This window comes from Pukyongiella litopenaei, from assembly GCF_003008555.2.
Taxonomy (GTDB): domain Bacteria; phylum Pseudomonadota; class Alphaproteobacteria; order Rhodobacterales; family Rhodobacteraceae; genus Pukyongiella; species Pukyongiella litopenaei.
The window spans coordinates 1,921,790-1,943,982 of the sequence record NZ_CP027665.1; the positions used below are offsets into that span (position 1 = coordinate 1,921,790).

Sequence of the window (22,193 nt, forward strand, 5' to 3'; positions counted from 1 at the left end):
ACGCGGCCTTGGAGGCGATCATTGACGCGTTCGGCCTGAGCGAAAGCCTGGCCCTGCTGTCCCTGTCCCCACCGGGCTGGGGCAGCAACCTGCTGCGCGGGCTGGCCAATTCACTGCAGATCGCCTTTGGCGCTTTCGGGTTCGGTCTCGTGATCGGCCTGTTCGGCGCCTATGGGAAACTCTATGGCGGGCCGATCCTGCGCGATCTGCTCGCCGTGTACACCACCGTGGTCCGGGCGGTGCCGGAACTGGTGCTGATCCTCATCCTCTACTATGTCGGCTCGGATCTCATCAACCAGCTCGCGACGGCGATGGGCTATGGCCGGGTCGAGATCAACGGCGTCGCGGCCGGGATCTGGGTGCTGGGCATCGTGCAGGGCGCCTATTCGACCGAGGTGCTGCGCGGCGCGATCCAGGCCGTCCCGCCCGGCCAGATCGAGGCGGCACGCGCCTTTGGCATGCCGCCGCTTATGCTGATGCGCCGGGTGACGATCCCGGCCATGACCGCCTTTGCCGCGCCGGGGCTGGCCAACCTGTGGCTGATCGCCACCAAGGATACCGCGCTGCTGGCCATCGTCGGGTTCAACGAACTCACGCTGGAAACCAAACAGGCCGCGAGCAGCACGCGGGCCTATTTCACCTTTTTCCTTGCCGCGGGAGGGCTCTACCTGATCGTCACACTGTTTTCCGGCGTGGTATTCGCCCGGGTCGAGAAATGGGCGCGGCGCGGCCAGCCGACACTGAAGCGGGCGGGCCGATGACCTGGCTGCGCCCCGTCCTGCTGCCGCACCGGTTGCTGCTGATCGGCCTGTTCGTGCTGCTGGTGGCATGGTGCGCCTGGGCGCTGCGCTGGGACTGGATCCCGCATTATGCGCCGCTGGCGCTGCAGGGGCTGTGGCGCACGGTCTGGATCCTCGTGGTGACCACGGTCCTGGGGTTCCTGCTGGCGATCCCGCTGGGGCTGGCCCAGGCCGCCGGACCCTGGTACCTGGCCGCGCCCGCGCGCGTCTTCTGCACCGTGATCCGCGGCACGCCGCTGCTGCTGCAGATCTGGCTGCTGTATTATGGGCTCGGCTCGCTGTTCCCGCAGTTTCCGTGGATCCGGTCGTCCGAGCTCTGGCCCTATCTGCGCCAGGCCTGGCCCTACGCTGTCCTGGCGCTGACCCTGTCCTATGCCGGCTATGAGGGCGAGGTGATGCGGGGCGCCTTCGCCGGGGTTCAGCGCGGCCAGCTCGAGGCGGCGCAGGCCTTCGGCATGCCGCGCTTCACCATCTTCCGCCGGGTCTGGCTGCCGCAGGCGGTGCGCAACGTGCTGCCGACGCTGGGCGGCGAAACCATCCTGCAACTGAAGGCCACGCCGCTGGTGGCGACGATCACGGTGATGGAGCTATACGCGGTTTCATCGCGGGTGCGACAGGACACGTTCATCGTCTACGAGCCGCTGCTGCTGCTGGCGCTGTTCTACCTGGTCATCGCCGGGATCATCACCCTGATCTTCCGCCATTTCGAGAACCAGGTGCCGCAACGCCGGGATCGGCACTGACCGGCTCCGCCGGCCCGGCACCGGCCGGAACGGTGGTGATTTTGCCTCTGGACACGGCCCCGATCAACGCCTAGAACGCGCCAACCCAAAGGCCAAGCCTTTCCCGTGCCCGGGTAGCTCAGGGGTAGAGCAGTGGATTGAAAATCCTCGTGTCGGTGGTTCGATTCCGCCCCCGGGCACCATTTAAATTCAATGGCTTAGACCAAATTTTGATGCCCATCGCACACTCTTGTTTTGTTCTGGGGGCGCGCTGGGGGCGCCTTTTGCACGGGCTTGAAATGGTCAATCCTAGCTGGATCGAGAAACGCGCGGATATCAGAAAAGGGTGTTTTATTACCTATGATTGCGCGGCGCTTCGGCGGTCTTCCTTGGCGCTACCGTGAATTCTTCCGGGCGCTGATCGTGGCCGTTTCAAGCGTAGAGGCAAGCCGGGCAATCTCGCCCAGGGCGCAATGAGGGTCCAGGGCGGCCAGGCGCCGGCCCAGGCTGACACAAAGCGTTTCGATCGGCATCGCCGCGACCGTGGGCGCCTTGCGCTTCCTGGGCGGGCCTTCCTTGCGGATCTTCGTCACGCTCTGGCGAAGGGTTCGCGGGTTCAGCGATGGCCGACCCTTCGCGCGCGCGGCAAGGTGGGCCCCCCATGCGGCGCGCACTTCGGTTTCATGTTCGGCGCACCAGGTCAGATCCATGCGCCAGTTTGTCGGCACCTCGGAAAACCCGGCTTCCGCGCACCAGCTCCGAAAGGCGGCGATGTAGGGCGCGCCTGTCGGAGTGTTCGCCCCGGCCTTCAGCATCGCGGCGCGGCGCCCCTCCAGCAGCGCCCGGCCGACGCATAGAAGTTGATCCAGCCCGAGTTCATGGGCGGCGCAGAAACGGCGCCAGGCATCCCGGCCGGCGAGAACAACCGGCGACACGCCCGGATGCAGCTCGAGCGCTTGCGCCGTTGCGCCCATGATCTTCGCCCTTCCTTGCCTGCGCTCCTGCATCGGCACCATAGCGCAGGTTTGGGCAGAATTCAGGATAGTGGCCCGGTCACGTCTTCACCCATCACCCGTAGCGCCCGCAGGCGGCCCAGCAGCGCCGCCACGGCTTCGGGATCACCGGCGCCCGCATCTGCCATGACCAGGCGGCGCACCTTGTCCGGCCGCACCCCGGCAATCGCGCAGGCGAAGCCGAATTCCTCGGACACCCCGGTCAGCCATGCGCGCGCCGCCTGGACCTTCCCCGCATCGCCGCGCATCTCTCCGAAAGCATGGGCAAGCGCCCGCTTTCCCGCCGCCCTTTCCCTGTCTCGGGCCTTCATGCTCAGGACAGGCGGTCAGGTTGGCGTGGTATGCCCTCCACGCAGTCGCGCAGCATATCGGATGCGGCAAACAGGAACGAAAGGCGCTTGTCTGGTGTCAGGTCACCCAGGCTTTCAGTCGCTATGCCGGAAACCGTGTCATCCGGTTCAAGCACCAACATCAACGCAGGCCGCTTCGATGCCAGCAGCGCCCCTGCCAGTTCGTTGCCCGCATCCTGCACAATTGCCGACAGGCCGGTTGGTTTCGGTTCTTCGCTTTTCATGGTGCTTTTCCTTTCCTTCTTTCCTTCTTTCCTTCGGGGGACACCAGATGTCCGGGTAGCGGTCACCAGTGTCCGGGTAGCGGTCACCAGTGTCCGGGTAGGTCCAACGGCCAACCGGACACCAGATGTCCGGGTAGGTCCAGCAGCCAACCGGACGCCAGATGTCCGGGTAGGTCCAGCAGCCAACCGGACGCCAGATGTCCGGTTAGGGAGGTTGCGCCCGGCCGCTTCGCCTGGGCCGATCGGGCAAATTCGGCAACGGCCAACATATTCGGCGGATCATGGCGCCGCGCTCTCGGAAGCGGCGGGTCGCAGGTTCGATCCAGCCTGCATTTTCCAGATGTCGAAGACAGCGCCGCACGGTGCGTTCAGAAACACCCGACAGAAGCGCCAAGGTTTCAACGCCAGGTGAGGTTTCGCCCGCATCGTTCACATGCATCAACAGCCCCGTGAGAATGGAATTCGGTGCGGCCCCCGGCAATCCCCGGCCAGCTTGACGCTCTTCCGCCAGGCGGGCTTTCACGGCAGATCGCCAAGCCGAATAGGATAGCGGCCGATCGGCCATGCCAGAATTGCCGCGCCGAATTTCTCCAGCGTCCAGCCTGGCCGAAAGCTCGTGCAGCGACGCCCGCCGCTTCGCATCGGCATCCGCGGTTTTCTCTGAAACCGGCACCTTGCCCACGCGCTGAAACCCACCCGCTCCCTTCCGCCGGCCCATCAACACCGCTCCAGTTCGCCGCGCATGGCCGCGACAGCGCGCCACCAGATCCAAGGCGCAATTCGCTGTGGTGGCCCGAATTCCAGCACTCCCAGATCCAGCAGCGCCAGAACCAGGGCATCGGCTATCGCTTCGGAGACGCCCAGCGCGCCGCTCAGTTCGTTGGGAGACAGAAACGCACCCGGGCGTATGTGGTGGTGCCCGATGTTGCCCAGCCGGGCGCCCAGCGCCTCCAGGATGGCCGTGCGCACCAGATCGTGGGGCGCCCCCGGCAAGGCGCAGTCATTCGCTCCAGCGGCCTCCAGTGTTGCGGCCATGTTCCAGCCCGCGCGTTCGCACAGGGCCAGCAACTCGCCCGTCATCGTCAGGCGTTCCCAGGCGCGCGGGCCTTGATCGTCATCCGAACGCATGGAAAGCGCTTCCTCGAGGGGCAATGCCAACTGCCCAGCCAACGACCTTGAGTTCCGATGCCGCGCCATGTGGCAGGTTCGACATAGCCAGATCACGTCCAGCGGCCGCGCATAGTTGACATGGTGCCCTTCGGTTCGGCGCCGCATCCCACAGTCGCCACACAGGTCCGCGCGCTCGAGCTCGCCACGCTGGATGGCCTGGGCGACTTGGAGCCTTGCCGCAATCTTCGGGGCGCTCGCCGGATTGTCGCGATAGGTCTGTTGCGCTCTGGCATTCCGGCGCCGGTGCAGCTCGACCGCATCCGGCAAAGGAAGTTCCGGGAACAGGCAGGTTTGCAGATCGGACATGGCAAATTGCCTCCGACTGCGAAAGCGGATAGCTTCGCATTGATGGTTCCATCGGTTTCGGTGGATGGCAGCGCCGTGCGTATCCTTTCCCGGGTCCGCGCGGCGCTTTCAGTTCAGGCGGTCAATGGACACGGTGTCGCGTCATTGCGCTGGTTCGCGCATCCCGTCGCGCATCGCCTTCAGTTCCCCGATATAGCCCAGCAGCTCTGACAGCAGCCAACGGCTCGAGCCCCCGGATTTCACGGGCGCAGGAAAGCGGCCCAGGGCAATGTCGCGGTAGATCGTTGCCCGCTTCTTGCCGGTCATCGCTTCAACATCGTCCATCGGCAATAGCCGTTCGGGATAGGTTTCCTGTTCCATCTTTGCCCCCGTGTCTGGTTTCGCTTCTTTGCGATACACATTCGGATTGCATGGGCTCGAATTCTGTTCAATGCCGGCGCCGCCAGACTGGTCCAGTCTGACCGCCAGACTGGTCCAGTCTGGCGGCTACGAACGGAATCGATGTGAGCTTTCCACCCTATCAAGTCGGTTGGAGAGCCTTTCAATTCGGCGCTGCAGCTCTTCGACTTCGGCCTTGCGGTTGATTTGGGAGAAGTAGAGCCAGATCGCCAAGCCAACCAGGAGCGCAATTTCGATCATCGGTCGCCCTTCCCGTTTGCGGAATAGGAATAGTCGCTTTTCCTGAAGCCTTCTCTTCGTCGCAGCGTCGCTTCACTGGGCGCGCGCCGGTTCGATGGATCTTCTCTGGCCCAGTCGTTCAGCTTCTCCGAAACATGGCGCAGCATATCATTCCAGTTGAGCCCCTTCGCCTTGGCTTCATCCCTTAGACGGTTCGCGCGGGTGTTCCAGTCGCGCGCCTTGGCACTACGCATCTCGGGGCCCTCGGCCAGGTTGGATTTGCTTCGGTGCGCACCCTCAATCAACGGCCGCGCCAGATCGAATGCCGCAGGCCATTTTGACCCAGCAAGGTCAATCAATGTCGAGCGCTCACTGCAGAGCCAGGCGCATTCCTGAAGGACGTAGCGCAATCGTTTCTCAAGATCCTCGTCACCGATGCCCGCAATCTCTCGGGTCAGCTCTATGATTTCGATCTGGAGCAATCTTGCTCGCCCGGCTTCGCGGTCAATCGCTTCCCGATCGCTCACGCCCCCAACCTCACGACCTGCCCGGCCAAAGGTTCACCGGCAGCGCGCAACAGGATTGTAGCCCAGCGATCCAGCGCCTGGGCGCGTTGGGGCAGCAACTCCGATCGCTGATAGACGCGCGCCACGGCCGATACTCTCGAGCCGGTGGCGACGTGGTTCAGCACCCGGTCAACCACGCTTTCGGAAAGCCCGGCTTCCGCGCAATGCGAAGCAAAGGCGGTGCGCAGGTCGTGCAGCGTCCAGCCCGCGACCCCCGACAGCTTGTCCAGCCGTTCCTTGAAGCGGCCGAAACCGGAAATCGGCGTCTTGCCGGTGGTGGTGAATATCAGCCCCCTGGCGCTTTCGGCATCTTCGCGGATGCATTCGAGCTCGGCGACGGCCGGTTCCGACAGGTGAACGATATGTGGCTTTCCGTTCTTTGTGCGATTGCCCGGCAACGTCCAGCGGTCGCCCTCGAGCTCTTCCCAGCGCATCCCGGCCACGTCGCCCCGGCGCTGGGCGGTCAGCATCAAGAGCCGGATATAGCCGCCCCACAGTGGCCCCAGCTTTTCAGCAGCGTTCCAGATCGCGCCCAGCTCCTCGAGTGTCAGCACCCGGTCGCGGCCTGTTTCCCGGTGCGGCTTTTCCAGCCGTTCGCCGATATTGGTTTCGGTGTAGCCGCGCCGGTGCGCCCAGCCCGCGAAATGCGACAGGCCGGCCAACAGGCGATTTGCCGCAACCGGCGTCTTTCGCGCTTTGTCATCCACCAGCGCTTGCAGATCGGCCTTGGACAATTCCGCCATTGGGCGCGCCATATGGATCTTCAAGGCGCGCTTCAGCGCATTGTGGCGCCGGGCTTCGTCCTTCAGCTTCGCCAGGTGAAGATCTGCATAGCGGCCCAGCACCTCGGAAACCGATGTTGCCTGATCCACGCGCGCCGCGTGTCGTGCTTCTCGACGTTCGGCAACCGGGTCGCGGCCGGCTGTGACTTCCGCGCGCATGTGGCCGGCGGCGTTCCTGGCATCGCTCAGAGACATGGCCGGGTAGTTGCCCAGAACAAAGCGCCGGTCACGGCCATGCACCTTGAGCCGGATCGACCAGGTGCGTTCCCCCCTGGCGGTGTATCGGAAGTTGAGCCCGCGGCAAATCGTGTCGGTCAGCTCGAGCCGGCCGCTTTCGGGGCGGGGCAGCTTTCGCAGGGCAACTGCGGTCAGTTCGGTTTTCATCTTCAGGTTTCCCGGGTCTGAAAGCGCCCCCGGCCATTCTGGGGGCGCTTTGGGGGCGCTTTTTGCAAGCGCTTGGATGGTTTTGGCAGGTTCAAATTTGGACTGTCAGAGACAGAATATCAACACCAAGGCATTGCAAGAACAGGATATTTTTAGATCGTATGGGACAGGTCGAGATTTTCGAAGAAATCTATGATCGGAGATTGAAAATCCTCGTGTCGGTGGTTCGATTCCGCCCCCGGCACCATTCAAACGCTTGATATTGCTCGATATTCATTTTTTGAGCCTTTCAGGGTTTGACAGTTTTTTTTGAAGGGTTTGGGCATTGTTGCAAAAGTCGGTCGGCGAAGGATTCACTTCGTGAATCCATGCCGTTAGACGCCCCCTCATGAGCAAGCCATCTTCCGCGCGCTATCGCACCACGAACTGGGCCAGCTGCAATGCATCGTTGCGCAAGCGAGGATCCCTGCTGATCTGGGTCGACAGGGAGATGACCTGGCTGGCGCCGCGTGACGGGCGTCCAGGACGTCCGCCGATTTTTTCCGATGCGGCCATACAATTCTGCTTGTCGATCAAAGCTCTGTTCAAGCTTCCGCTACGCCAGACCGCCGGGATGGTGGCCAGCCTGCTGAGGATGGCAGGGCTGGACTGGCCGGTTCCGGACTTCTCCACGCTGTGCCGCAGGCAGAAGACCCTCGCCGTGCAGACCTCCTAACGGAGGTGTCGATGGCGTGGTTTTAGCCACGCTGCTTTTCTGCCGGAATCTAAGCCGTGACGACCAGCGAGAAGTCGAGCGTATCGTTTTGGGATATTATTAGTCGTCGCGGCGATGAAGTATCCCGCGAATCTGTGATTCCAAGAGTTGCCGCTCTCCTGGCGAAAGCAAATCTACAAGCGCGGTAATCCTGGATAGGTCCGTCGCTTCTGTCATGGAACAAACTCGTTGAGCGTTTTTCCGTAGAAGGACGCGATGAGCAGGCCGTTTTCGACCGTGGTGGATTCCACACGGTCGGTTCGCAGCTTCTTTAGCACGTCAAGGCTCACGCCAGTGTCCCGTGCGATCTCGGTCATCGAGGTGCCGTGCATCTCAAGATGCCTCTTAAAGGAATCCCTGAAGTCAGACATGCGAGAGTTTAGAGCCGGAAAACAATTTTGACGCAACCGGCTCTAGGCTGCGGTCGCCACGGTGACGATGGCGGGGATTGGCACGTCCCAGACCGGTCCCGCCCCGTGTTTTTCCAGGACCTTCGAAGCGACGGCCGCCCGAATTGCCGCGGCATGGCCCGGGGGTTGCGGGCGCAACAGCGCGCCGCCTCTGGCGGTGCCTTCGAGAAAGTAATCGTAGGGGGCGCCGGGGTCGCGAACGCGCCAACGCGACGCGACCGTGGATTGCCGGCAGTCCGCGAAGCCGGCCGTCTCCAGCGCGGGGAAGGCCATCTCCGGATCGGCATAGTCGTTTGCCCCGGGGCCGGGGGGCAGCGCGATCTCGGGCGACCCGTGTTGACCAATGGCGCCAAAGACATAGCCAAGGGCGGTGTCCACCTCGGGCCCGCACCAGACCGAGAACGCCAATCGGCCTCCGGGGCGCAGAACCCGGCGGGCTTCCGCAAAAACCCTTGGGGGGTCCGGCACATGCGGAATACCGAAGCCGATCGTCACGACATCGAAGGCCCGGTCGTCGAAGTCGAGCGACATGGCATCGCCTTCGACGAATTCGGCCTCCGGCACGGCCGCCCGGGCCAGTTCCAGCATGGCGGGCGAAAAATCCAGTCCCGTAACCTTTGCGCCCGCCTTGCACAGGCCGGCGGCCACGTTGCCCTGACCAGAGCACAGGTCGAGCGCAACGCTGCCCGGCCCGGCGCCGACGGCCGCGACCATCGGGCCAACGACCATGTCCGCAGCCCTGGCAAACGCAGTCGCATAGGATCGTGCTACGTCGGGTTTTGCCCATTCGCGCCGTTCGAGCGCCGCAAATGTATCCGGCTCCTGATGCTCCGACATCCTCGGGTTCCTGTTCTCGGGGTCTCAGATTAGCATTCAGGCCAGCACGGGAGTCAACGCGCATCATCCCGGACGCACCCGGTCACGGTATCTGGCAGTTTTACCCCTGCCGGGGTCGCCCGCAGGGTCGGTATCCGTGACCATCCACCGTGTCAGCCATATACCAGCCGTGGCAGCCAGATGATGATCTGCGGGAAGAACATGCACAGCGCCAGCCCGACGACCTGAAGCGCGAGGAACGGCAGCGCGGCGCGGAAGATGTCGCCCATCGGGATCTCGGGCGGCGCGACGCCGCGAAGATAGAACAGCGCGTATCCGAATGGCGGGGACAGGAAGCTCATCTGCATGTTAACCAGATAGAGGACGCCGAACCAGAGGACGAGATCGTCCGGGGTTTCCAGCCCGAAACTCGCCGCGCCGAGCGCCTTCACGATGGGAACGAAGATCGGCACGCAGAGCAGCAGGATGCCGACCCAGTCGAGGAACATGCCGAGGATGATCAGGATCACCTGCATCAGCAGAAGTATGCCCCACGGCCCCAGCCCGGTCGCGGTGAGGCTCTGCTGCACGAATTGCTGGCCGCCTTCGAGCACATAAAGGCCGACGAATATCGTCGCGCCGAACATGATCCAGATGACCATCGCGCTGGCCTTCAATGTCGTGAGACAGGCCTCGCGGATCGTCTGCCAGTCGAGTTTGCGGTGGATCGCCGCGACGATGAAGGCGCCGAACGTGCCGATCCCGGCGGCTTCGACCGGGGTGGCGACACCGGAAAAGATGACGCCGAGGACGACGACGATCAGCGCGATGGGCGCCGCCATGTTGCCGAGCAGCCGAATCTTTTCCCGCGTGGAAACCCGCTCTTCCATCGGGATCGGGGGCCCGAGCCGGGGGTTGATGTAGCTCCTGACAACGGCATAGGCGATATACATGCCCGACAGCAGAAGGCCCGGAATGACCGCGCCGATGAATAGCTCGCCCACCGATTGTTCCGCGACCACCGCATAGATGATGGCGAGGATCGACGGCGGAATCAGGATGCCGAGCGTCCCCCCGGCCATGATCGAGCCCATGGCGATTTTCGGATCGTAGCCGCGCGACAGCATCGCCGGCAGCGCGATGATGCCCATGGTCACGACCGCCGCGCCGATCACGCCGACCATCGCCGCCAGAACGGTCGAGGCAAGAACCGTGGCCGCCGCCAGCCCGCCCTTGAGACCACCAAGAAGCTTGTAGATGACGTCGAACATCTCGTTGATCAGCCCCGCCCGTTCGAGCATCGCCGCCATGAAGATGAACAGCGGGATCGCCGACAGCTGGTAATTGGTCATCAGCGGAAAGATGCGCGACGGCACGATGTTGAGCGCCCGCGCATCCCCCAGCACGAAAAGAAAGACACAGGCCAGCCCGCCGGTGACGAAGGCGAGCGGAAGCCCGGCCATGAGAAGCGCCAGAAGCGACCCGAACATGATCAGCGTGAGCCACTCGATGCCGATTTCGATACCCATCAAGCGGCCTCCCTTTCATGCAACGTGGTGCCAGACGGGCGGTCCGGCGGGCCGCCCGACCCCTGCAGGGCGCGGATATCCTTGGCGAATTTCGAAATCCCCTGCAGCACCAGCAGCACGCCCCCCATGACCATCACCCACTTCATCGGCCAGAGCGGCACCTCCCATTCGTTGAAGCTGATCTCGCCCCAGCGGATATTGGGGTCGCGCCACTGGTCGATGGTCCAGCCGCCGATCATCTCGCCAAAACCGATCTGGCCGCGCGCCCATTCGCTGACGAGCGCATTGCCGGTCGGCACGGCCAGCGCGTCGAAGGCAAAGATCCAGGATGTCACGAGCAGCGTGCCGGCGAAGATGAAGAAGAAGATAGATGTCAGAAGGTCGACCCAGGCCTTCCGTTTCCGGGGCATCGGCGCATAGAAGATATCGACCCGGACATGGCTTTCGGTCAGCATCGCGTAGGCGCCCGAAATCAGGTATTGCATGCCGAACATGAGATACATCGCCTCATGCGCCCAGTTGGTCGGGCTGTTGAACACATATCGCGCGATGACCTCGTAGTAATAGACGAACACCGCGATCACGGCCCAGTAGGCGGCGAATTCCCCCGCCAGCAGCGACAGCCGGTCGATCCGGTTGGTGGCATAATCGGCATCGGCTTTCGGGCCGTCCGAGGCGGCGCCATCCGGGATCTCGGCGACAAGGTGATGTTCTTCCGTCGCGGTTTCCAGCCGCGCGTTCGCGCGCCTCACCAGGCGGGGTATCAGGAACGCGTCGATGGCGAGAAGCGCGAGGATCGCATAGAGGGAATACCGCGCTGCCGCGCGCCAGAACGCGCGATCCGCGCGGGCGGCTTCCAGGCTTCCGCCCTGTTCGGCCATCACCGCCTCGGCCTCGGCAAGGCGGCTTTCGCCGGTTACGATGGCGCCTTCGGCACGGGAAAGACGGCGCTCGGCGAGCCGCCGCTGCACCGATCCCTCCTCGGTTTCGCCGACGGCTGCGCGCAGGTCCTCGACCTCGGTCCGGGCCTGTTCGACCCGCGGGCGTTCGCGTTCGATCGTGCGTTCGGCCATGCGGACCGAGTTGGTGTATTCCGAAACCACGACGCGGGCATCCTGTTCCTGGCCGTTGGCGTAGAGGATGAACAGGAAAAACGGCAGGTAGACAAAGCCGAGCAGGTTTTTCTGGTAGAAACGGTGCATCCCCAGCATCCCGCCCGCCAGCCAGATCAGGTAGGCAAGCATCGGGGAATAGCGGGTCTCTGCCGGTTTCGGCCGCCGCGCGAGCGCCATGGCGACAAGCGGGAAGACGATCAGGCCGGCCCAGTAGAGCCAGTGCGGTAAGGTGAAATCGAGGCCTGGCATCGGATATCCGTCAGATGGGTCATTCGCGTCGCCGCCGCCCGGACGACCGGACGGCGGGGGCAGGGATCCGGTGGTGGATCAGAGCTTGAGTTCCAGCCCGTCGGTCAGCGCCGGATCGACATAGCCGAGCGAACCGGACTGCATGTAGTCGAGTTGCAGCTTGAACACACGCGCCGCGTCGGTGTCGCGGTTCGCATAGTCGAACCAGATCGGAACCGCGATCTCGGTCATCAGCTCCACGTCATCCTGGCTCAGACGCGTCACCTCGGTGCCGTCCGCCTCGAATTTCTGCCAGGCCTCCTGGTCCGCCTTCTGGATGGCGGCGTGATGCAGGTCGGAATAGACATGGGTCTCCATCTCGACAAACTGCTTCATCTGGGGGCTGAGCGCATCCCAGGCCGACTGGCTGACGGTGATGTCCATGATGTCGACCGGCTGATAGACCGACATGAACCCCGGCGGTCCCATGACGATGTAATCGGTCACCTGGCTGAAGCCGAGCGCGTAGTTCACCGCCGGGCCGACATAATCGGCGACATCGATGGTTCCCTTTTCGAGCGCCGGGAAGATCTCGGATCCCGGCAGGACGGTGGTTTCGGCGCCGAGTTCGGTGAACACCTCGGCCACCATGCCGCCGGGCAGGCGCATCTTGCGTCCCGCGAAGTCGTCGACCGACCGGATCGGCACCTTGGAGTGGATGATGTTCGGACCGTGATGCACCGGCCCGACGAAATACATGCCCTGCGCGGCATAGAGTTCGCGGGCAATGTCGAGACCGCCCAGCCCGTAATAGAACACGTCGTATTCATGCGGGTTGCGCAGGCCCAGCGGATAGGATGACAGGAACACCGCCGCCGGGATGATGCCCTGCGCGTAGATCGTGAACGGGTTCACCGCTTCGAGGACGCCGTTCTTGACCGCGTCGTAGAGCTGGAAATCCCCCACGACATCATTTGCGCCGAATGGCTGAAAGGCGAGCTCGCCGCCGGTCTTTTCCTGTATCGTGGCGCACCAGTCCTTGAAGATCTGGAGCCCGGCGCCGCCCGGCCAGGATGTCTGTATCTTCCAGGTGGTTCCGTCTGCCTGTGCGCCGGCGATATGCGGCGCAGCGAGCCCGGCCGCCCCCATACCGGCGATCGTGCGCAATGCGGCGCGACGTCTGATTGCCTTCGTCATCGTGATCTCCTCCCGAATTTTCGTGCCACCGACGCCACTTGCATGGTTCGTCGCTCCCATTGGCACAGGATTTCATCCTAGATGCGATCCGCGGTTTTGGCAATTTTCCCGTGGTTGCACGCCGGTGGTGCATCCGCAAGAACGGTCAGGCGCGGGGGGGTGTCGATGCGGGGACCCGGGGCGGCGTTCCTGCCCGTTGCGGTCACGTTCCGCGTTGCCGGCAGTCCGATCCGATCATGGCCGCCGGCGGAGAGGGTGGGCGGCCGGCGGGGTCGAGGCCCGCCGGCCGCGCGGGTTCAGCTGAAGGCGGGGATGATCGATTTGCCGTATTCGGCGATGATCTGCTCTTCGTCGCCATTGTCGAGATAGATGTTGAACTGGGTGACTCCGGCCGCTTTCAGCTTGTGCAGCTTGGCGATGTGGTCGTCGGGCGACCCCAGGACCGAAAACCCTTCGATGATGTCATCGGTGATGAAATCGAGATAGGGGTTATCGCTCTGGCCGTGCTTGGAATAGTCATAGCCCTTCCGGTCCTTGATATAGGCGGTGAGCGACGCGGGGATATCCTCGCGGCCGGTGCCGTATTTCTCGACGATATCGGCGACATGGTTGCCCACCATCGCCGGGAACCAGCGGGTGGCCTCGCGGCAGGTGTCCAGATCGCCGAAATAGGCGGGTGCGGCAGCCATGATGCGATAGTTTGACATGTCCCGGCCCGCCTCCTTGCCTGCGGCGATGGCCTGATCGCCCAGCCATTTGCAGATCGCGGGTTCGGCGATCTGCAGGATCAGCCCGTCGCCCACGCGCCCCGCCGAGCTCAGCGCCTTGGGGCCGTAGGCGGCAACCCAGATCGGCAGCTCATAGCCGACCGCCCAGGGAAACTGCACCGGGTTGGGGCATTCGCCATATTGCGCCTCGTCGCCGCGCACCAGCTTGCGCACCACGTCGGTGAATTCTTCGAGCCGGGCCAGCGTCGCCGGTTTCTTGCCCATCACCCGAACCGCGCTGTCGCCGCGGCCCAGCCCGATATCGAACCGGCCGTTCGATTGCAGCGCCAGCGATCCGAACAGCGACGCGGCGGCAGACCAGTCGCGCGTGTTCGGGTTGGTCACGCAGGGGCCGAACCGCATTTTCTGCGTATGCTCCATGCACATGGCCATGGCCGGATAGCTTTCGCGCCACAGGATATGGCTGTCGTAGAACCAGCAATGGCTGAAGCCGGCATTTTCCGCCTGCCGCACCAGCGCGCGGGCGCGGTTGGGTTCGACGAAGCCCTTGAACGTAATTCCGAATTCCATTTCTTTTCCTCCCGTCTTGTTCAGTGTTCAGGTGCCCAGATGCGGATCCCGGCATGGGTGAACGGCACCGCCTTGGAAATATTCAGCCGGATCAGGATCGGGGTGATCGCCTCGATGCAGCGCGCCGATTGCGCGTCTCCTGCATTGTAGGCATTCACCCCGAGCGTCTTGACCAGTTCGATCACCTTCAGCCGCGCGTCCAGCTTGTCACCGCAGACAAGCACGTCGCAGTTGATGTCCCAGTCGAGCTGGTTCAGCGTATGCGCCGATACATTGTGCAGCGCGCCGATCACGGGGATGTCGGGGCCCAGCAATTCCTGCGCCGCCTCGGTGGCCGACCCTTCGGGGGGCATGTCCACCTTCTTGGGGTCGCCCTCGGCCAGCGGCACCACGATATCGACCAGGATCTTGCCGGCCAGGCCGGTGCGGATCGCGTCGAGCGTGCGGTTGTGGCCAGACCACGGCACCGCGAGAATGACGAAGTCGTCGGCCGCGGCCACCGCGTCGTCATTGGCCAGCCCGGTGATCGTGGCGCTGCCATCCGGCAGCCTGTCCGACAGGTCGCGGGCGATATCGCCCGCGCGGGCGGCATCGCGCGAGCCCAGCGCCACCGGCACCCCGGCCCGTGCGAACCGCAGCGCCAGTCCGCGCCCCTGCGGCCCGGTGCCGCCAATGATTGCTATGGTCATCTGAATACATCCTCTCCACTGGCGCGGATGATGTCCCGCGCGCTGGTCGTTTTGGCGGGCTCCCAGCCCAGGCCGCGCATCAGCACCACCGGGGTTTTCGCCGCCTTCTGCACCACGAGGCCCGACGCGGCGGCCAGTTCGTCGGAAAAGGCCGGTTCGGTCACCAGCAGCGGCCGGCCCCAGGCATCCGTGCCGCCGATGTCCGGCCGCGTCGCGGGAACCCGGTGCAGGCCGATGGCCACGTTGACCTGTCCCAGCCGCCATGGCCGTCCGAATGTGTCGGTCATCACCACGCCGATGGTGCAGCCGAACCGGGCCTCCAGCGCGACGCCCAGCCGCCCCGCGCTGGCATCGGGGTCGTCGGGCAGGGTGATCACGGTGCCGGCCGCGCCCGCGTTGGATTCGTCCACGGCGGCGTTGGCCGAGATGAAGCCCAGCCGATGTTCGCAGATGATCGTGCCTTCGTCCTGGTTGGGCCGCCTGAAACTGCGCACGACCCGGCGGCTCTGGCCCAGCACGACCTCGACCTTGCGTGGGTCCTTGTTCAGCTGTCCGGCCAGGTCCCGCGCCTGCTCCGAGGGCGTGACCGAGGCGAGGTCGATGATGCAGCCTTCGGCCTTGGAAAACACCTTGTGCGCGATGCACAGGATGTCGCCGTCGCGCAACGCCATGCCGGCGGCGTCGAGGCAGTCGCCGAGGATCGCGGCGAGATCGTCGCCGGGCGCGATGTCGGGGATGCCCGCGACGGCGGTGATCTGCACCGCGCCCGTCATGCCTGCCCCAGCATCCGCGGCAGTTCCGGCACGTCGCGCATCGCGCGTTCCAGCGAGGCGGCGGTGTCGATGTCGAACTGCAGGCTGTCCAGCCGCAGCAGGACCGGGTTCAGCCCGGCCCGTTCCGCCGCCCGCAGGTGGCGGATGGCGGAGTTCGGGCCATAGAGAAACGGAATGGCCGTGGGCGGCGAGACCAGCAGCGCGTTGGTGCCCAGGTCGGTCGCCGGGCAGATGACCGCGCGGGTCCGGTTGCGCCCGCAGCACAGCAGCCGGACCAGATCGGCCGGGTCCGGCGCGGCGAGATCGGCGGGGATCACGCACAGGCTGGCATAGCTCCGGTTCCCGGCCCAGCGCGCGGCGGTTTCCACCGCGCGCGACAACCCGTCCCGCGCGCCTTCGGCGATCACGGTGGCGCCCATTCGCTCGGCAATGTCTGCTATTTCGATGCTCGACGTAACAATTGCCAGATCGAAACGCGGGGCATCGGGCAGGGTGCGGGCCTGCCGTAACACGTCGATTGTGCGGCGGAACAACAGACGCGCCAGCGTTTGCCGCTGCGCCTGCGTCAAGCCGGGGCCAAGCCGCGTCTTCGATGCCGACGGATCCTTCATCGGCACCACGATCAGGCAATCCGGGCGATCCGGGCCGGTCATGCCGCGGGCACCCCTCTGGTTCTGGCGAAATGGTCGAGGATCTCGCCCGCGAGCCGCCGCTTGGCGGCGAGATCGGGCATCAGGATGTCGCGGCAGACCGGCGTGACGCCCAGCGCGGCGATATCGCCGGCCAGGGCCGCATCGGCGGTGTCGATCACCAGCACCTCGGCCAGCCCGGCATAGGTCTGGGCGATCCCCAGCGCGTCGGCACGCTGGCCCAGCGCGGTCATCATGCGATCGGCCGGTCCCTTGACCACCTTGCCCGCGATCAGGGGCGACACCGCCCAGACCGGGGCCGCCGATTGCCGCAGCGCATCCTCGATGCCGCCGATCTTCAGGATCGGCGCGATGCTGACCAGCGGGTTCGATGGGGCGATCAGCAACAGGTCTGCATCGCCGATCGCGGCCAGCGCCTCGGGCGTCGGGCGTGCGGCCTCGATCCCGTCATAGGCCAGTTCCCGCACGTCGGGCGTACAGCGTTCGCGCACGAAATATTCCTGGAAGGACAGCCAGCCCGCATCGGTGCGCACCCGTGTCTGCACCCGGTCATCGGTCGGCAGCAGGATGCGGGCGCGGACGCCGAACCGGGCGGCCACACCCGCCGCGATCGCCGATGGCCGGTCACCCGCGCGCAGCCGCGCGGTGCGATGGATATGCAGGCCGAGATCCTTGTCCCCCAGCGTCATCCATGTGTCATGGCCCAGCCGGTCGAGCACCGACAGCGCCCGCGTCGCTTCGTCGGCCACGCCCCAGCCCTGATCGCGGTCGATCAGCCCGGCCAGCGTATAGGTCATGGTGTCGATATCCGGCGACACCCACAGCCCGTGGAACTCATCGTCATCGGCCACGTTGCCGATGACCGACAGCGCCACATTGTCCAGCGCCGCGAGGCCCTCTGCCATCTTGGCGCCACCGACACCGCCCGCGATCAGCGTGACATTTACCCTGTCCGCACTCATGCTCACGGCTCCACCGCCGGGAACATCTTCAGGAAATCGAGCGGCTCGCCCGCCCGGCGCGGCACCAGCGGTGCGATTTCGGCCGGGTCGTGATCGTCATAGACCTCGATCGTGTCATAGACCGTGTTCCGCCGTACCGGGACGCGCCCGACCGACCGGATCAGGCCGGCGAGTTCGCTTGCGGTGATTTCCTGCCCGTGGGTCGATCCGGCCGCGCGCGAGATGCTTTCGTTCATCAGCGTTCCGCCGAGGTCGTTCACCCCGCGCGTCAGCATCTGCCGGGCCCGTTCGGCGCCCAGCTTGGTCCAGCTGACCTGGATATTGTCGATATGCCCGTGCAGCATGATCCGCGATACCGCGTGCATCAGGTCCACCTCGTCGGTGGTGGGGCCGGGCCGTACCGCGCCGGGGTTCTGCGTGTAGAGCGGCGATTCGGTATGCACAAAGCTCAGCGGCACCAGTTCGGTGAACCCGCCGGTGTCTTTCTGGATGTCGCGCAGCAGCGCGATATGCGCCGCCCAGTGCCGGGGGGCATCCACATGGCCATACATGATCGTTGCCGTGGTCGGGATCCCGACGCCGTGGGCGGCGCGGATGATCTCGACCCATTTTTCGGCGCTCAGCTTGTTCTTGGTCAGCTTCTGCCGCACCTCGGTATCGAGGATCTCGGCGGCGGTTCCGGGCATCGAGCCCAGACCGCAATCCCTGAGGTCGCGCAGGAAATCGGCATAGCTCAGGCCGGTCTTGGCCGCGCCATACCAGATCTCAAAAGGCGAAAAGGCGTGGATATGCATGTCCGGCAACGCCGATTTGATCGCCAGCAGGATGTCCCGGTAATAGCTGCCCGGCATCTTGGGGTGCAGCCCGCCCTGGATGCAGACCTCGGTGCCGCCCCGGTCCCAGGCCTCTTGTGCGCGGGCAACGATCTGGTCCGGGTCCAGCCACTCGGCATCCTTGTCCTCGGCGCGTTTGGCGAAACCGCAGAACCGGCATCCCATGTAGCAGACATTGGTGAAATTGATGTTGCGGTTGACCACGAAGGTGACCCGATCGCCATTCGCGCGCTGCCGCAGGGTGTCGGCAACCGCGTAGACGGCCAGCTTGTCGGCGCCGCGCGTCTCAAACAGGGTGACGGCCTCGGCCTCGGAGACCTCCTGCCCGTCCAGCGCGCGCGTCAAGACCCGTGCTACGGGGGCCGAGGCAGAGGCGAGCGCGGCGGACAGCTCCGCTGCGGTTTCGGTCGGGGTTCGGGTGAGGATGTTCACGCGCCGGCCTCCAGACATTGTTCGCGGGCCAGCCCGTCGGGGCGCGACATGGCCGCAACCCGTATGTGCAGCGCCGGCGCGATGAAATCGTCGCGGTTGGCAAAGAACCGGGGATAGACCGTCAGGCGTTCCTGCAACGTGAACCCCGCCGCCGCGCAGGACGCGGACAATTGCCGGATCTCCGGCCAGTCATGCTGCGGGTTGATGAAATCTATGGTCACCGGCGAAATGCCGCCCCAGTCGTTGATCCCGGCATTCAGGTAGTCGATATGCCGTTTGCTGAGATTGGGCGGCGCCTGCAGGCTGATTTCCGGGCTCAGGATGATCCGCGCCGCGGCGATGGTGCGCAGCATGTCGTCCAGTGTCGGCTCGGGGTGGCGGGCCATCGCGATATCCGGCTTGCGCTGGAAATTCTGCACGATGACCTCCTGGACATGGCCGTGGCGCCGATGCGCGGCCTCGATCGCGTGCAGCGCGTCGATCCGTTCATCCCAGGTCTCGCCGATCCCGATCAGCAGGCCGGTGGTAAAGGGCACCTGTTTCTGCCCGGCGCGGTCCAGCGTGCGCAGCCGCTGCACCGGGGTCTTGTCGGGGCAGGCGTAATGGGGCTGCCCTTTGCGGGTCAGGCGGCGGCTGACCGTTTCCAGCATCATGCCCATCGAGGCGGAGACCGGGCGCAGCGCGTCGATCTCGTCATCGGCGAGCGTGCCGGCATTCACATGGGGCAGCAGGCCGGTTTCATCCAGCACCAGGCGGCACATGTCGCGCAGGTAATCGGTCATCCGCGCATGGCCCAGCCGCCGCAGCCCGTCGCGCGCCTTGTCATAGCGCAGCTCGGGCTTTTCGCCGAGGCTGAACAGCAGTTCCTTGCAGCCCTTCGCCTCGCCCCTGCGGGCCATGGCCAGCACCTCGTCCGGCGTCAGGATGTTCGCCTCGGGCGTTTCGGGGTGCTTGACGAAGGTGCAGTAACCGCAGGTGTCGCGACACATGTTGGTCAGCGGCACGAACACCTTGCGCGAATAGGTGACGGTCCGGCCCCAATGCCGGTCCCTGATATCGCAGGCCCGCGCGGTCAGTTCGCCGGTCGTCCAGTTCCTGAAGGTCTCAGCCATGATGTCGATGCCGGATCTCCGCCTCCCTCGCAAAAAGGGGAGCACCCGATACGGCTCGCTGTCAACAAAATTTTACCAAACGGTCCAATTCCGCGCCGGAACGGCCGAACCGGGACGGTCCCGACGGACGTGACATGCAGCAAGGGGCGTCATCCGACTTGGGGAATGTCGGCTTGTGGAGGCTGAAGAACCCCGATATCCAAACCACCAATAAGCAGGTGCCTTGATTGTCGACACCTTGGCCAAGGCTGAACAAGCTATCCCTGGGGGGAGGACATAAACCATGGCGGACGGCCAGATCGAATCTTTGCTAGGACAACCCTCGACGGCGATCTACATTGAGAAACTGCGTGACCGGGGCTATGGCGAGGCCGGCATCACAAACGTCGCCTACGCACGGCGCGACCGGTTTCACCGGGAATTTCGGCCCCATATCGAACGCGCGCTGAGTGACGAGATGGCGCCGCGCGATCGCAAGGTGGTCGAAATCGGCTGTGGCGCGGGATCGGTTACCCATGCCTTCACCGAGATGTTCGCGCAGGTGACTGCCTTCGAGATCAACACCAGCATGGTCGACCTCGTCCGCGAGCGCAAGGACATCTATGGTCTCGACACGCTTGTGATCCACCATCTGCCCCCCGCCGAGGTGGTACCGGCGGCCATAGACGCAGCAGAGCCGGGCGGCGTCTTCATGCTGTATGCGGTGCTCGAACACATGCTCGAATCCGAGCGGTTCGAAACACTTTCGGCGCTGTGGAAGGCGATGGACCCGGTCTCGGGCATCCCCGACCTGCACATATATGTCGGCAACACGCCAAACCGGCTGAGCTGGCAGGATCTGCACACGCACCAGACCCCTTTCCTGATCAACCTGCCCCATGAAACCGCCCGTCGCTACATGGAGTTGAACCCCGACATCAATCTGGCCGCCCATATGCTGGCCGCGCATCGCGACGGCGGGGACGACAGCTTTGCCACGACCCGGGCTCGGCGAGGGCTGGGGATCTCCTTCCACGATTTCGAGATTGCCTTCGACGGGGCCGACCTGAACGAATGCATCGTCCTTCCCGACATCGCTCAACCGGCGCAAGATTACGATGTCCTGTTGGCGGCCTTTTTCCTGAATGCGGGGATCGACGTACCCATGTGCTTTGCCATGCGGGACATGAACTTCATGATCCGGCGGCCGCAAAACGCCGATGACGCAGCGCGGACCCGGGCCTACAACGCGCAGGTGCGTGACCGCTTTGCCAAGACGGTCGCGACCCGGCTTGAGGCCATCGCGCGCAAGATCGCCCAGACCGGCTGACCCCGGCGACGGGTTACAACCAAAGACCAAGGCAAGGGCGGCCACGGCATCAGGGCGCAGATGCGACAATTCTGCGCGGGACTGTTGCACCACTTTCGGTCGATGTGCCGGACTTTTGTCAAAGTGTGGATCGTACCGGTGATTACTCTCGCGGATCAGGCGCCGATACGCATGGGCTTTGTCCGTGCAGATCGTCACCGGCCGGTGGAGCCGTACACGCTTGATCGCTTTTTTTGAGAAAAGCTGTCGCTGCCTTGGCATTCCGCCGCGCGGTGAGGCGGAAATCAACCATTTGGCCGTTCGCATCGAATCCGCGCCATAGATAACGCCACTTGCCGCCGACGCGGATATACGTCTCGTCAACGTGCCAATCGAGGCTCGCCCGGCGCAGATGCTTCTCGGTTCGTTTCGTCAGTTCCGGCGCAAACTTCTGAACCCAGCGATAGACGGACGATCGGTCAACCGTGATGCCACGCTCCGCAAGAAGATCGACGACATCCTGGTACGAGAGCGGAAACCTCAGGTACCAGCGCACTGCGCAAAGGATGATATCGCGCGGAAAGCGGTGGTGCTTGAACAATGTTTTAAGCGGTATGATGGACCTCCAGAGCCACAGCCTCGCCACGAACCGTGATTAACGCAACAGTCCCATAGTGTTACCTACGGAGTATGTTACGGAACCGAAAATTACCTTTAACCCACTGGCCGCAAAACAGGAAACTATCCACAGGGATCCGAAGCTAACGAACGAATTTAGCTCCAAGGCGGGGTCCTGATATAACGAACTTCGCCAGACCAGACGGATGCCCCTATCCTGCTCACCGGCGAGTATAGGTGGAAAATCACTGACGTGACGCCTTAAGGTGTCATTCTGCACTGAGCCGGAACAGACCCCTGTCGGGCGGCACGCTTGATCTGCTCAAACAATTGTCGATCCGATCAAAATCCGGATCGACCCCACCGCAGAGGCCAGAATTATCGCTCAGTTCGCACGTCAGATGCTCGAACCACGGCGCTGCCTGCCCACGAGGCTTGTTCTACATGGCGCACCGTGGCAGCTTGGAAGCGAGGGCGTTCTATCTTAGGAATGTCAGTGAAATTTTTTCAATAGGAGGCATAGAGGTGCTTTTTTTTAGTTGCTGTCGTTTTCC

At 64.1% G+C, this 22,193-nt stretch carries 24 protein-coding genes, 1 tRNA gene and 2 pseudogenes; 5 read left to right on the forward strand and 22 right to left on the reverse strand.

Annotation, left to right across the window (positions count from 1 at the left end; genetic code table 11):
• Nucleotides 1–8 precede the first annotated feature (8 nt).
• From C6Y53_RS09610 to C6Y53_RS09620, 3 genes are all read left to right on the forward strand, one after another.
• The gene (locus C6Y53_RS09610) at nucleotides 9–761 is read left to right on the forward strand and encodes an ABC transporter permease (protein ID WP_106472239.1); all 753 of its coding nucleotides are present in this window, start codon (nucleotides 9–11) and stop codon (nucleotides 759–761) included.
• Nucleotides 758–1,543 (forward strand): ABC transporter permease, encoded by a 786-nt coding sequence (locus tag C6Y53_RS09615; protein WP_106474032.1) that lies wholly within the window; start codon nucleotides 758–760, stop codon nucleotides 1,541–1,543. The genes C6Y53_RS09610 and C6Y53_RS09615 overlap by 4 nt, the downstream gene beginning before the upstream one ends.
• Before the next feature lie 107 nt (nucleotides 1,544–1,650).
• Nucleotides 1,651–1,725: transfer RNA gene (locus tag C6Y53_RS09620), tRNA-Phe, on the forward strand.
• Between the two features lie 192 nt (nucleotides 1,726–1,917).
• Here C6Y53_RS09620 and C6Y53_RS09625 read toward each other — a convergent pair.
• From C6Y53_RS09625 to C6Y53_RS09660, 9 genes are all read right to left on the reverse strand, one after another.
• A complete protein-coding gene (locus C6Y53_RS09625) occupies nucleotides 1,918–2,496 on the reverse strand; it encodes a hypothetical protein (protein WP_211299504.1) in 579 nt (192 codons plus the stop codon).
• A gap of 62 nt (nucleotides 2,497–2,558) precedes the next feature.
• Nucleotides 2,559–2,783, reverse strand: coding sequence for a hypothetical protein (locus tag C6Y53_RS09630; protein WP_106472241.1), 225 nt, complete (start codon nucleotides 2,781–2,783; stop codon nucleotides 2,559–2,561).
• A 65-nt stretch (nucleotides 2,784–2,848) separates the two neighbouring features.
• Entirely contained in the window at nucleotides 2,849–3,109 is a 261-nt protein-coding gene (locus C6Y53_RS09635) for a hypothetical protein (RefSeq protein WP_106472242.1), read from the reverse strand.
• Nucleotides 3,110–3,314: 205 nt separating this feature from the next.
• The gene (locus C6Y53_RS09640) at nucleotides 3,315–3,827 is read right to left on the reverse strand and encodes a helix-turn-helix domain-containing protein (RefSeq protein ID WP_106472243.1); all 513 of its coding nucleotides are present in this window, start codon (nucleotides 3,825–3,827) and stop codon (nucleotides 3,315–3,317) included.
• Entirely contained in the window at nucleotides 3,827–4,585 is a 759-nt protein-coding gene (locus tag C6Y53_RS09645; protein ID WP_106472244.1) for an HNH endonuclease signature motif containing protein, read from the reverse strand. The genes C6Y53_RS09640 and C6Y53_RS09645 overlap by 1 nt, the downstream gene beginning before the upstream one ends.
• A 141-nt stretch (nucleotides 4,586–4,726) precedes the next feature.
• Entirely contained in the window at nucleotides 4,727–4,945 is a 219-nt protein-coding gene (locus C6Y53_RS09650; protein ID WP_106472245.1) for a helix-turn-helix transcriptional regulator, read from the reverse strand.
• Nucleotides 4,946–5,071: 126 nt separating this feature from the next.
• Nucleotides 5,072–5,224, reverse strand: a complete 153-nt coding sequence (locus tag C6Y53_RS21000; protein ID WP_211299505.1) for a hypothetical protein — start codon at nucleotides 5,222–5,224, stop codon at nucleotides 5,072–5,074.
• Entirely contained in the window at nucleotides 5,221–5,730 is a 510-nt protein-coding gene (locus C6Y53_RS09655; protein WP_149615505.1) for a hypothetical protein, read from the reverse strand. Before C6Y53_RS09655 ends, C6Y53_RS21000 begins: the two co-directional genes overlap by 4 nt.
• Nucleotides 5,727–6,935: a tyrosine-type recombinase/integrase gene (locus C6Y53_RS09660; protein WP_106472247.1), complete on the reverse strand. Its 1,209-nt coding sequence runs from the start codon at nucleotides 6,933–6,935 to the stop codon at nucleotides 5,727–5,729. Before C6Y53_RS09660 ends, C6Y53_RS09655 begins: the two co-directional genes overlap by 4 nt.
• Nucleotides 6,936–7,323: 388 nt before the next feature.
• On the opposite strand from C6Y53_RS09660, the pseudogene C6Y53_RS09665 reads away from it, so the two are divergent.
• Nucleotides 7,324–7,641 (forward strand): annotated as a pseudogene (locus C6Y53_RS09665) (transposase); the annotation flags it as partial.
• Between the two features lie 221 nt (nucleotides 7,642–7,862).
• Here C6Y53_RS09665 and C6Y53_RS21005 read toward each other — a convergent pair.
• From C6Y53_RS21005 to cofG, 12 genes are all read right to left on the reverse strand, one after another.
• Entirely contained in the window at nucleotides 7,863–8,006 is a 144-nt protein-coding gene (locus C6Y53_RS21005) for a hypothetical protein (protein WP_211299506.1), read from the reverse strand.
• Nucleotides 8,007–8,102: 96 nt separating this feature from the next.
• The gene (locus C6Y53_RS09670; RefSeq protein ID WP_106472249.1) at nucleotides 8,103–8,936 is read right to left on the reverse strand and encodes a class I SAM-dependent methyltransferase; all 834 of its coding nucleotides are present in this window, start codon (nucleotides 8,934–8,936) and stop codon (nucleotides 8,103–8,105) included.
• A gap of 152 nt (nucleotides 8,937–9,088) precedes the next feature.
• The gene (locus tag C6Y53_RS09675) at nucleotides 9,089–10,444 is read right to left on the reverse strand and encodes a TRAP transporter large permease (protein ID WP_106472250.1); all 1,356 of its coding nucleotides are present in this window, start codon (nucleotides 10,442–10,444) and stop codon (nucleotides 9,089–9,091) included.
• The gene (locus C6Y53_RS09680) at nucleotides 10,444–11,808 is read right to left on the reverse strand and encodes a TRAP transporter small permease subunit (RefSeq protein WP_106472251.1); all 1,365 of its coding nucleotides are present in this window, start codon (nucleotides 11,806–11,808) and stop codon (nucleotides 10,444–10,446) included. The genes C6Y53_RS09675 and C6Y53_RS09680 overlap by 1 nt, the downstream gene beginning before the upstream one ends.
• A gap of 78 nt (nucleotides 11,809–11,886) precedes the next feature.
• Nucleotides 11,887–12,984 carry a TRAP transporter substrate-binding protein DctP gene (gene dctP, locus C6Y53_RS09685; protein WP_106472252.1) on the reverse strand — a complete coding sequence of 366 codons (1,098 nt, stop codon included), beginning with the start codon at nucleotides 12,982–12,984 and terminating at the stop codon, nucleotides 11,887–11,889.
• 296 nt (nucleotides 12,985–13,280) lie between these two features.
• Nucleotides 13,281–14,282, reverse strand: a complete 1,002-nt coding sequence (locus C6Y53_RS09690) for a TIGR03842 family LLM class F420-dependent oxidoreductase (RefSeq protein ID WP_106472253.1) — start codon at nucleotides 14,280–14,282, stop codon at nucleotides 13,281–13,283.
• A 20-nt stretch (nucleotides 14,283–14,302) separates the two neighbouring features.
• Nucleotides 14,303–14,971 (reverse strand): NADPH-dependent F420 reductase, encoded by a 669-nt coding sequence (gene npdG, locus C6Y53_RS09695; protein WP_106472254.1) that lies wholly within the window; start codon nucleotides 14,969–14,971, stop codon nucleotides 14,303–14,305.
• Entirely contained in the window at nucleotides 14,968–15,744 is a 777-nt protein-coding gene (cofE, locus tag C6Y53_RS09700) for a coenzyme F420-0:L-glutamate ligase (RefSeq protein WP_106472255.1), read from the reverse strand. Before cofE ends, npdG begins: the two co-directional genes overlap by 4 nt.
• Nucleotides 15,741–16,397: a 2-phospho-L-lactate guanylyltransferase gene (gene cofC / locus C6Y53_RS09705; protein ID WP_106472256.1), complete on the reverse strand. Its 657-nt coding sequence runs from the start codon at nucleotides 16,395–16,397 to the stop codon at nucleotides 15,741–15,743. Before cofC ends, cofE begins: the two co-directional genes overlap by 4 nt.
• Nucleotides 16,394–17,356: a 2-phospho-L-lactate transferase gene (cofD, locus tag C6Y53_RS09710; RefSeq protein WP_211299507.1), complete on the reverse strand. Its 963-nt coding sequence runs from the start codon at nucleotides 17,354–17,356 to the stop codon at nucleotides 16,394–16,396. The genes cofC and cofD overlap by 4 nt, the downstream gene beginning before the upstream one ends.
• A gap of 2 nt (nucleotides 17,357–17,358) precedes the next feature.
• A complete protein-coding gene (gene cofH, locus C6Y53_RS09715; protein ID WP_425300359.1) occupies nucleotides 17,359–18,579 on the reverse strand; it encodes a 5-amino-6-(D-ribitylamino)uracil--L-tyrosine 4-hydroxyphenyl transferase CofH in 1,221 nt (406 codons plus the stop codon).
• A gap of 38 nt (nucleotides 18,580–18,617) precedes the next feature.
• The gene (gene cofG, locus C6Y53_RS09720; protein WP_106472259.1) at nucleotides 18,618–19,733 is read right to left on the reverse strand and encodes a 7,8-didemethyl-8-hydroxy-5-deazariboflavin synthase CofG; all 1,116 of its coding nucleotides are present in this window, start codon (nucleotides 19,731–19,733) and stop codon (nucleotides 18,618–18,620) included.
• 283 nt (nucleotides 19,734–20,016) lie between these two features.
• Here cofG and C6Y53_RS09725 point away from each other — a divergent pair, with 283 nt between their 5' ends.
• A complete protein-coding gene (locus C6Y53_RS09725; protein ID WP_149615506.1) occupies nucleotides 20,017–21,042 on the forward strand; it encodes a class I SAM-dependent methyltransferase in 1,026 nt (341 codons plus the stop codon).
• A gap of 80 nt (nucleotides 21,043–21,122) precedes the next feature.
• Here C6Y53_RS09725 and C6Y53_RS09730 read toward each other — a convergent pair.
• Nucleotides 21,123–21,637: pseudogene (locus C6Y53_RS09730) on the reverse strand (IS6 family transposase); the annotation flags it as partial.
• Nucleotides 21,638–22,193: the final 556 nt, after the last annotated feature.

Excerpts from the sequence above, each read along its gene's own strand:
- C6Y53_RS09615 (WP_106474032.1), top strand. The coding sequence starts at position 758 with ATGACCTGGCTGCGCCCCGTCCTGCTGCCGCACCGGTTGCTGCTGATC.
- C6Y53_RS09625 (WP_211299504.1), bottom strand. The coding sequence starts at position 2,496 with ATGGGCGCAACGGCGCAAGCGCTCGAGCTGCATCCGGGCGTGTCGCCG.
- C6Y53_RS09630 (WP_106472241.1), bottom strand. The coding sequence starts at position 2,783 with ATGCGCGGCGATGCGGGGAAGGTCCAGGCGGCGCGCGCATGGCTGACC.
- C6Y53_RS09635 (WP_106472242.1), bottom strand. The coding sequence starts at position 3,109 with ATGAAAAGCGAAGAACCGAAACCAACCGGCCTGTCGGCAATTGTGCAG.
- C6Y53_RS09640 (WP_106472243.1), bottom strand. The coding sequence starts at position 3,827 with ATGGGCCGGCGGAAGGGAGCGGGTGGGTTTCAGCGCGTGGGCAAGGTG.
- C6Y53_RS09645 (WP_106472244.1), bottom strand. The coding sequence starts at position 4,585 with ATGTCCGATCTGCAAACCTGCCTGTTCCCGGAACTTCCTTTGCCGGAT.
- C6Y53_RS09650 (WP_106472245.1), bottom strand. The coding sequence starts at position 4,945 with ATGGAACAGGAAACCTATCCCGAACGGCTATTGCCGATGGACGATGTT.
- C6Y53_RS21000 (WP_211299505.1), bottom strand. The coding sequence starts at position 5,224 with ATGATCGAAATTGCGCTCCTGGTTGGCTTGGCGATCTGGCTCTACTTC.
- C6Y53_RS09660 (WP_106472247.1), bottom strand. The coding sequence starts at position 6,935 with ATGAAAACCGAACTGACCGCAGTTGCCCTGCGAAAGCTGCCCCGCCCC.
- C6Y53_RS21005 (WP_211299506.1), bottom strand. The coding sequence starts at position 8,006 with ATGACCGAGATCGCACGGGACACTGGCGTGAGCCTTGACGTGCTAAAG.
- C6Y53_RS09670 (WP_106472249.1), bottom strand. The coding sequence starts at position 8,936 with ATGTCGGAGCATCAGGAGCCGGATACATTTGCGGCGCTCGAACGGCGC.
- C6Y53_RS09675 (WP_106472250.1), bottom strand. The coding sequence starts at position 10,444 with ATGGGTATCGAAATCGGCATCGAGTGGCTCACGCTGATCATGTTCGGG.
- C6Y53_RS09680 (WP_106472251.1), bottom strand. The coding sequence starts at position 11,808 with ATGCCAGGCCTCGATTTCACCTTACCGCACTGGCTCTACTGGGCCGGC.
- dctP (WP_106472252.1), bottom strand. The coding sequence starts at position 12,984 with ATGACGAAGGCAATCAGACGTCGCGCCGCATTGCGCACGATCGCCGGT.
- C6Y53_RS09690 (WP_106472253.1), bottom strand. The coding sequence starts at position 14,282 with ATGGAATTCGGAATTACGTTCAAGGGCTTCGTCGAACCCAACCGCGCC.
- npdG (WP_106472254.1), bottom strand. The coding sequence starts at position 14,971 with ATGACCATAGCAATCATTGGCGGCACCGGGCCGCAGGGGCGCGGACTG.
- cofE (WP_106472255.1), bottom strand. The coding sequence starts at position 15,744 with ATGACGGGCGCGGTGCAGATCACCGCCGTCGCGGGCATCCCCGACATC.
- cofC (WP_106472256.1), bottom strand. The coding sequence starts at position 16,397 with ATGACCGGCCCGGATCGCCCGGATTGCCTGATCGTGGTGCCGATGAAG.
- cofD (WP_211299507.1), bottom strand. The coding sequence starts at position 17,356 with ATGAGTGCGGACAGGGTAAATGTCACGCTGATCGCGGGCGGTGTCGGT.
- cofG (WP_106472259.1), bottom strand. The coding sequence starts at position 19,733 with ATGGCTGAGACCTTCAGGAACTGGACGACCGGCGAACTGACCGCGCGG.
- C6Y53_RS09725 (WP_149615506.1), top strand. The coding sequence starts at position 20,017 with ATGGCGGACGGCCAGATCGAATCTTTGCTAGGACAACCCTCGACGGCG.